At 44.8% G+C, this 1,259-nt stretch carries 1 protein-coding gene; it reads right to left on the bottom strand.

What is annotated here, in order from left to right:
• Nucleotides 1–1,165, bottom strand: a 1,165-nt coding sequence (locus tag U3A58_RS21680; RefSeq protein ID WP_323826483.1) for an IS1380 family transposase, incomplete at its 3' end; no start/stop codon positions are given.
• Nucleotides 1,166–1,259 lie beyond the last annotated feature (94 nt).

Genomic DNA, 1,259 nt, shown 5'->3' with positions numbered 1-1,259 from the left:
CAAAGCAATAGGATTTGAGTGTTTTTAAAGTTGCCCTGTTGTGGTGGTTAAGCGCAAAATGCCTGAATAGACTCATTAGGTTGTAGGCTACCATAATGAACCTGAATGAAGCCTCAGTTCCCCAAAAATCCTGTAAACAAAAGCTCTCAAGGCCAAAATCATCCTTGAGTTCCTTGATTCTGTTCTCACAATCCGCTCTGGTATTGTAAATGTTCCATATTTGATCCAGTGGAAGATCAAGATTGGTTACATAGCAGCTGAAGCGATAGCCCGGTAGATCTTCGAAAAGCATTTTACCTCCCGATTTTGGCCGGATTTCTACCTGTTTCTTAACAATGATATACCTTCTGGTCTTCCCTTTCTCATGGGAGAACTTCATTTCATTAAGTTCGATGCCCTTGGCCAGCTCCACCCAGTCTCCAAGTCCCCATATTTCACTCTTCACATTGGGATACATTTTTACAGCCATGATATAATTATGCTGCTCCTGTTCCAGGTAGCTGAGTAATTCCTCGTTGTAAAATCCACTGTCGGCCCTTACAAGACCTATCTTTTTACCTTTGAGTGCCTGATCAAAAGTCTCCTGCATAAAGAGTTTGCAGCTGCTGCTGTCGGCGGTATTGCCGGGCCTCAACCAGGCGTTGGCCACCATTCTGGTCTGGCCGACAAAGGCCATCAGGGGATGGTGGGAATTCCTGCCGCGTTTATTGGGATTGTATCCTTTTGCGCTTCCTTCCTGTTCTCCGTAGCGGGTGATCACGGTGCTGTCAAAATCAACCGTGATGTTGTCAACACCGAGTTGGTCAAAAAACCAGTTTTGAAGAACCGGGAAAACCTCTGTGTTCCTCTGCTGGGAAAATTTACCAAAAAACCGACTGTAGGTGCTCTGGGACGGCATCTGTTCCAGACCGAATATCGACTGGAGAACTTGGTCATACCTTAACCAGTCACAGTGGACATAGCGGCTGGCTCCTGTCCAGATGCTCAGCCAAAATGAAGTGACAATATCAGTGGGATCATACCCCCGGTTGGAACCGGGCTGGGGTAAATCAAGGCTACTCAGGTACTCCTTTATCTTTGTCTGATCAAGAAATCTTTTCATCAGACTCATCCCGCCAAATGGGGTCACTGGCTTGTCTGAATATTCGATAGGAAGATTAACCATTTTGGTGAATGTTGATCCTGTTAAAAATCCCCTTTTTTATCCTCCATTCAAACAATTATCAATGTTTTTCTATTCCTAATGCATAATCACGGTT

The sequence above is a fragment of the Algoriphagus persicinus genome (assembly GCF_035156415.1).
In the GTDB taxonomy this organism is placed as follows: domain Bacteria; phylum Bacteroidota; class Bacteroidia; order Cytophagales; family Cyclobacteriaceae; genus Algoriphagus; species Algoriphagus persicinus.
This window is presented reverse-complemented; position numbering and strand designations above follow the sequence as displayed.